This is a genomic window from Bradyrhizobium sp., assembly GCF_035273305.1.
Classification (GTDB): domain Bacteria; phylum Pseudomonadota; class Alphaproteobacteria; order Rhizobiales; family Xanthobacteraceae; genus Bradyrhizobium.
The window spans coordinates 1-6372 of record NZ_DATEPI010000014.1 but is presented as its reverse complement, the minus strand read 5'-3'; the positions used below and the strand labels follow the sequence as shown (position 1 = coordinate 6372).

Sequence of the window (6372 nt, the reverse complement as noted above, 5' to 3'; positions counted from 1 at the left end):
TGACGATCAGTGATGTCGACAGCGCGGCGAGCTTCAATGCGCAAAGCAATATCGAGGGCTCGGGCGGGTTCGGCAAGTTTTCGATCAACGCCGCTGGCGTCTGGAGCTATACCACCGACACCGCTCATAGCGAGTTTATCGGTGGCGTAACCTACACCGATACCCTGACGGTGACTTCAGTCGATGGCACCGCCCATCTACTGACGGTGAACATTCTCGGCACCAATGATGCCGCGGTAATCGGCGGCACCGACACCCGCAATCTGACCGAGAGCGATGCGGTGCTGACGACCGGCGGAACGCTGACGATCAGTGATGTCGATAGTGCGGCGAGCTTCAATGCGCAAAGCAATATCGAGGGCTCGGGCGGGTTCGGCAAGTTTTCGATCAACGCCGCTGGCGTCTGGAGCTATACCACCGACACCGCTCATAGCGAGTTTATCGGTGGCGTAACCTACACGGACACCCTGACGGTGACTTCGGCCGATGGCACCGCCCATCTGCTGACCGTCAACATTCTAGGAGTGAGCAAGCCGCCCGTCGCAGCAAACGACACCAACTGGGTGAAGGAAGACACAGCCACGAGTGCGAGCGGCAACGTTCTGGACACATTGGCGCACCCTGGCGCGCCAACCGGCACGTTCGCGGATCACGCCGATGTCGATCCAGATAATAACGCGCTCACCGTGGTAGCACTGGCAAGTGGCACCGATCAGGGAACGAGCTTCGCCAAGACCGGGACGTACGGCAGCCTGGTGATCAATAAGGCCACAGGAGATTACGTTTATACGTTGGCCGACGGCCAGAGTAACGTGCAGTCGCTGGCAGCAGGTCAGCAAGTCACCGACACCTTCAGCTACACCATCTCCGATGGATTCGGCGGCACATCATCGGCCAATCTGACCGTGACCGTGTTCGGCACCAACGATGCACCGGTCGTGCAAGGGGGCGTAACGCCCAAACAGGCGAACCTCGCCAACAACAATGGCTTGGCGGTTTCTGACGGTCACATTTTTTTCGGCAGCAGCGCTCTTACGGTTAGTGATGTCGATGCGGGTGCTCAGTTCGGAATCGCCATCATCGCCATCGATAATGCCAACGGAATATGGCAGTACCAGACCTCTCCCGGCGGGGCTTGGGTTGATATTGTGCTTCAGGCCGGACAAGCCTTGCTGCTGGCTGCGACCGACAAAGTCCGGTTTACCGGAGCCGGAAGCGGATCCACCGAGACGCTCACTTTTAAAGCATGGGACGGGACGGATGGCTCCGCGCACGGCTCAATCATCACCATGCCGTCGAGCGTTGGCGGCTCAAGCGCGTTCAGCGCCGGCACCTACACCGTGGGCGCAAAGAATGACGCGCCAGCAGGGATCGCAGGCGAGCCGATCAATCTCGGTCTCACCCCGTCGAGTGATGATACTGGCACGCTCGTCACGGTGACGATCAAGGATCTCCCGTCGGATTGGACCCTAAATGGCGGGACGCATAATGCTGATGGGTCCTGGAGCGTGCAGACGAGCGACATCGCGTCACTGAGCGTAACGACAGTGGCCTCATTCGCTGGGGCCGTCCTGCTCAACGTAAGCGAATCTGTCGTCAAGCTGGATGGCACCATTGCGACCTTTACGTTGAGCGACAATCTGGAAGCCTATTCAAACGGTTCGCCGATCATTGCCTGGTCGGGCGACGATTTCCTGACGGCATCAAGCGGCAAGGATCTGCTGGTGTTCGCGCAGCCGATCGGACACGATACCGTCTACGCTTTCGACACCGCTCAGGATCAAATCGATCTTATCGGCTATACGGGTTTCACGAGCTTTGCCGAGGTCCAGGCACATCTGACCGAGGACAGCGGCGGTAATGCAATCATCACGCTCGCGGACGGTCAGTCGATTGCCCTGCAAGGTGTCCACGCTTCCGCACTAACGGCGGACAATTTTGTGTTCGATCAAGCTCCCGTGCTTGACAACACCGGCACCATGACTATCGCGGATGGCGCCATGCTGCCTCTGAGTGGCACCATCCATAACGCCGGCACAGTTGCGCTGAATTCGATTGGCGATGATACCGACCTGCAGCTTATCGGATCTGGCATCACGCTCGATGGCGGCGGACACATTGTTCTTTCGGACAGCGATCACAACGTCATTTGCGGAACGAGCTCCGCCGTTACCTTAGACAACGAAGACAACACGATTTCGGGAGCCGGCCAGTTGGGTAATGGCACTCTGAGCCTCACCAATTCCGGCACCATCGATGCCACCGGCACGCATGCTCTGACCGTCGATACCGGTTCAAACTCGATAATGAATTCGGGAGTTCTGGAAGCGTCGGGTTCGGGCGGGATGGTGGTGGCGAGCGCAATCGCGAATTCGGGGGTGTTGTGGGCGAACGGGGCGTATCTGACGCTTGAGGGTGACGTGAGTGGCAATGGCATTGCCAAGATCGATGGCGCCGGCACGCTCGACTTCGCAGCATCATCGACAGCGAATGTTGTGTTCGGCGCGGGAGCTGCGGGCACGCTCAAGCTTGAAGATTCGTTCCACTTCAATGGCGCGATCTCCGGGTTTGCGGGGTCAGACACCATCGATCTCGCAGACTTATTTGGCGCGACCTCGCTGAGCTATCATGAAAACTCGTCCGGCACCGGCGGCACCCTGTCCGTTTCAGATGGATCAGCAACCGTGAATCTGTCTCTGCTCGGGATTTACTCGGCGGATAACTTCAGCATCGTGCCGGATCATGCAAAGGGTACTGCTATTGTTTACGTGGCTCACGATCTGATCGTGTAGCAAAGTCGTTGCTGGGCACCGCAGCGCGTAAGGACCAGGACGTTTATCGGCAAGGAAAACGCGGTTGACGCGAATCGTTGCTGTCGGCGGGCGGTTCGCCAGGCTTCTGCCCATTCTCATGTCGATTTTTGAGAGCTATGGCTAATTTGCCGAAGGCAAGATTACACCACCCTTGATCCACTCGAATCCAGCCACGCTACCGTAAAACAATGTATATTCTGGTCTATATTAGTTTTTGAAGCGTCTTCGCTGGCTGATCTCATTGTCGAATATTTGAAGAATGGCCTTGACGGTTGCAAGTAGCCGCAATTTTGCCTTCTTTTGCTTATGGCGGCGGCTAAATATGGTACCTGCCGATCTCATTGTTCCCTCAAACTTTTCGCGGAGGTCACAGATTAAATTGACGGCTTGCCTGACGGGCGCTTCCGCGTAGCCCTTTCGAATGATAAGCAAAAAGGTACTTTGAATATTATATAAATATTAACCCTCTTTTTAGAGGTGGCGCATTTGAATTACGCCGGGGGCAAGTTCGACGCGAACGGGCTCGGTTCGCATTCGAGCGGTTATGTCAATTTCGAGGCACTTCCGCACCACAATCATGCGGAAACGATCACGGTTCCAGATGCGCATCTTTTGTTTGCCGGAGACTTCGAACGGTCAGGCAATGACCTGATCATCTCCGATCGCGAACATCGGCTGGTCGTGAACGACTACTTTCAGGGCGACAAGCGTCCGATCCTGATGTCGCCTGATGGTGCGCCGCTCGATATCAAGGTCGTCGAGGCGCTCACCGGTCACACCGCCTACGCGCAGGCAGGAGCACCGCCGGCCCCCAAACTGGTCGGGCATGTCGTCAAGCTGACCGGAAGCGCCAGCATCGTGCGTAACGGTGTCACCATCGACGTCAACACCGGCGACAACGTTTATCAAAACGACGTGGTGCAGACCGGCAGCGGATCGACGGTTGGCCTGGTCTTGAATGACGGCACCACTTTCAACATGACCGCCAACGCGCGGCTGATGCTGAACGATCTGGTTTACGACGCGAACAGCACATCGAACACGGCCCTGTTCACGCTCGTTCAAGGCGCAGCCAACTTCGTCGCGGGCCAGGTTGCGAAAACCGGCGACATGAAAGTTGCGACGCCGGTCGCATCAATCGGCATTCGCGGCACCGCGGTTATTCTCGATATCTCGTCGACGGATGGAAAGGTGTCGATCTCCGTGGTCGACCAGCAGGACGGGCAAGTGCATGCCGTCCAGGTGTTCAACACCAGAGGCGATCTGATCGGAACGGTTACCAGCAATGGTGCCTCGCTGACGCTGACGCCCACGGCCAACTTCGACGTCATTGCGCAGCAAAGCAACAAGACGCCGGCACAGGTCGCTCAGGAATTCAACGCGTTCCAGCAGGTGTTGAGCACCTACGATGTCGGCAAGCAGCAGGTCCCGAATCTGCCGCCTCCGACCGACGGACGGCGGGGCGATGCAAATCCGCAGTCGACCACCAAATTTGCCGGCAGTACTCCTGTTGCCCCGAGCGATACGCCGGTCACGACGCTCGGAACCGTGGGCGCGAATACCAAAAATCCGGTCGAGATTGCGCTCGCGGACGCACTAAGCGGGAAATCTACATCGTCCACCAGCACGGGTGGCGCAACAACCTCGTCCAACTCGTCGACGCAGCAGCAGCCTGCGACCACCATCGTGGTGAGCGACAATAACGTTGTGTTGCAGCAGGTGACGATCCCTCCGATAGCAATACCGTTTGTCGTGACGCGGCCGCAGGTCACACTGATTTCGACTGGCGCGGGGGACCATTTTGGTCCGGTGATGAGCGCCGACGGCCGCTTCGTTACCTACGATCCCGATGGCGCAATCTTCCTGTATGACCGCCAGTCCAATGTAACCGCCACGATCGCCTCGCCAGCCAACGGCTTCACCTACTCAGTACCCAGCATCAGTTCGGACGGCCATTACATCGTCTACCAGGGCTCGAACGGCACCCAGTCCTTTGTGTTCATCTATGACAACAATCCTTCGGACGCGGCCTATCAGCAGACAAGACAGCTTGCGCCCGGAAGTGCGCCGGCGATCAGTGGAAATGGCAGCACCATCGTCGTCGAGCAGGTCGGCGGGAGTATTGGTGTCTACGATCAGCAGGGCCATGCGCTGGCTTCGATCACGCCGGCCGCTATTGGAGCGACCGGATCGCTTTTGAAGCCGGCAATCAGTGCTGATGGCCACGTCATTGCATTCTGGAATGCAGATGGGGCCCCCGGCGGCTCCGGTGAATTGTTTGTCTACAACGTCTCGACTGCGGGCGTTGCGGCGATTGCCAGCACGGTTACGGGTGCCGGCAACACCGCGGCCTCGGTTAGTGCCGACGGACACTACGTCGTTTATCAAAGCGATGCGTCCGACGGGCACTCCGAAATTTTCCTTTATGACCTGACAGCTGGCCACGTTGTTTTTCAAACCGCAAATGCCGGGGGCGCGAGCTACAATCCCGTCATTAGTCCGGACGGGCACTTCATTATCTTCGCCAGCGATGCGCGGCTAACGGCGGACGATACGAATTCGGTGGCGGATACCTATGTGGTCGACGTTACCGATCCCTCGCATCCGGTTTTCAAGCTTGTATCGGCTCTCGCGGACGGAACCGTGGGGAATGCCGCGTCCAATCTTGGCGCCTCGATCAGTGCGGGCGGCTTGTTCGTCGCCTTCGGCAGCAACGCTTCCAACTTGTCGAGTGGGACAGGCGGTAGCGGCAACATCTTTGTTGTCGACCCGAGTTCAGGCCATTCCGCGGTCATCCAGGAAAGCGCGCATGCGCCGGCGGTGCTCACCGCGAGCGGCCTTATTGAGCTGACCGGCAACAGCAGCGGCGTAACACTTACGGTTTCCGACCCGTCCGGTCACTTCAGTGCTGCATTCGATGCAAACGGGAATATCCAGTGGAATTTTAGCGAAGTGAAATCCGATTTCGCTTCCCTGGTGCCCGGGCAATTGGTGAGCCGGGATTACGTGATCACGTTGTCAACGGAGATCAGCACCACCACGATTCCTGTCAAAGTGAGCATATTTGATGCGGATTTGCCGGGGGTCACCTTGGCGGATGTGCCGCCAGTAGCATCTCTGGTTACTTTGGCCCAAGGCCAGGAAAATGTGCCGTACACCATCACAGCGGCGGATCTTCTGGTCGGCGTAGTGGACATCGACGGCCCATCATTGTCTATCACGTCGGTAAGCGTCGCCAGCGGTGGCGGCTCGGTGATCGACAATCATGATGGCACTTGGACCTACACGCCACAGGTCGGTTTCTTCGGCGTAGCTACCTTCAACTACAGCGCGTCCGACGGAACGCTAAGCACAAGCTCGACGGCAAGTCTTACCTTGGTCGCGCCGGACCAGGCGCCGGTTGCAACGCCAGTCACGCTGGCGGCGGGGACGGAGGACACCGCCTACGTCATTAACGCCTCGGCTCTGCTCGCTGGCGTCACCGACGTGGACGGGCCCTCCTTGTCGATCACCTCGGTAAGTGTCGCCAGTGGCGGCGGTTCGGTGATTGACAATCACA

The 6372-nt window shown here is 58.1% G+C and carries 2 protein-coding genes; both read left to right on the top strand.

What is annotated here, in order from left to right; translation table 11 throughout:
- Nucleotides 1-2792 (top strand): VCBS domain-containing protein (locus VJV58_RS01040; RefSeq protein ID WP_324135449.1); only part of this gene is annotated, 2792 nt, incomplete at its 5' end.
- Between the two features lie 498 nt (nt 2793-3290).
- On the top strand, nt 3291-6372 hold a 3082-nt coding region (locus VJV58_RS01035; RefSeq protein WP_324135448.1), incomplete at its 3' end, for a cadherin-like domain-containing protein.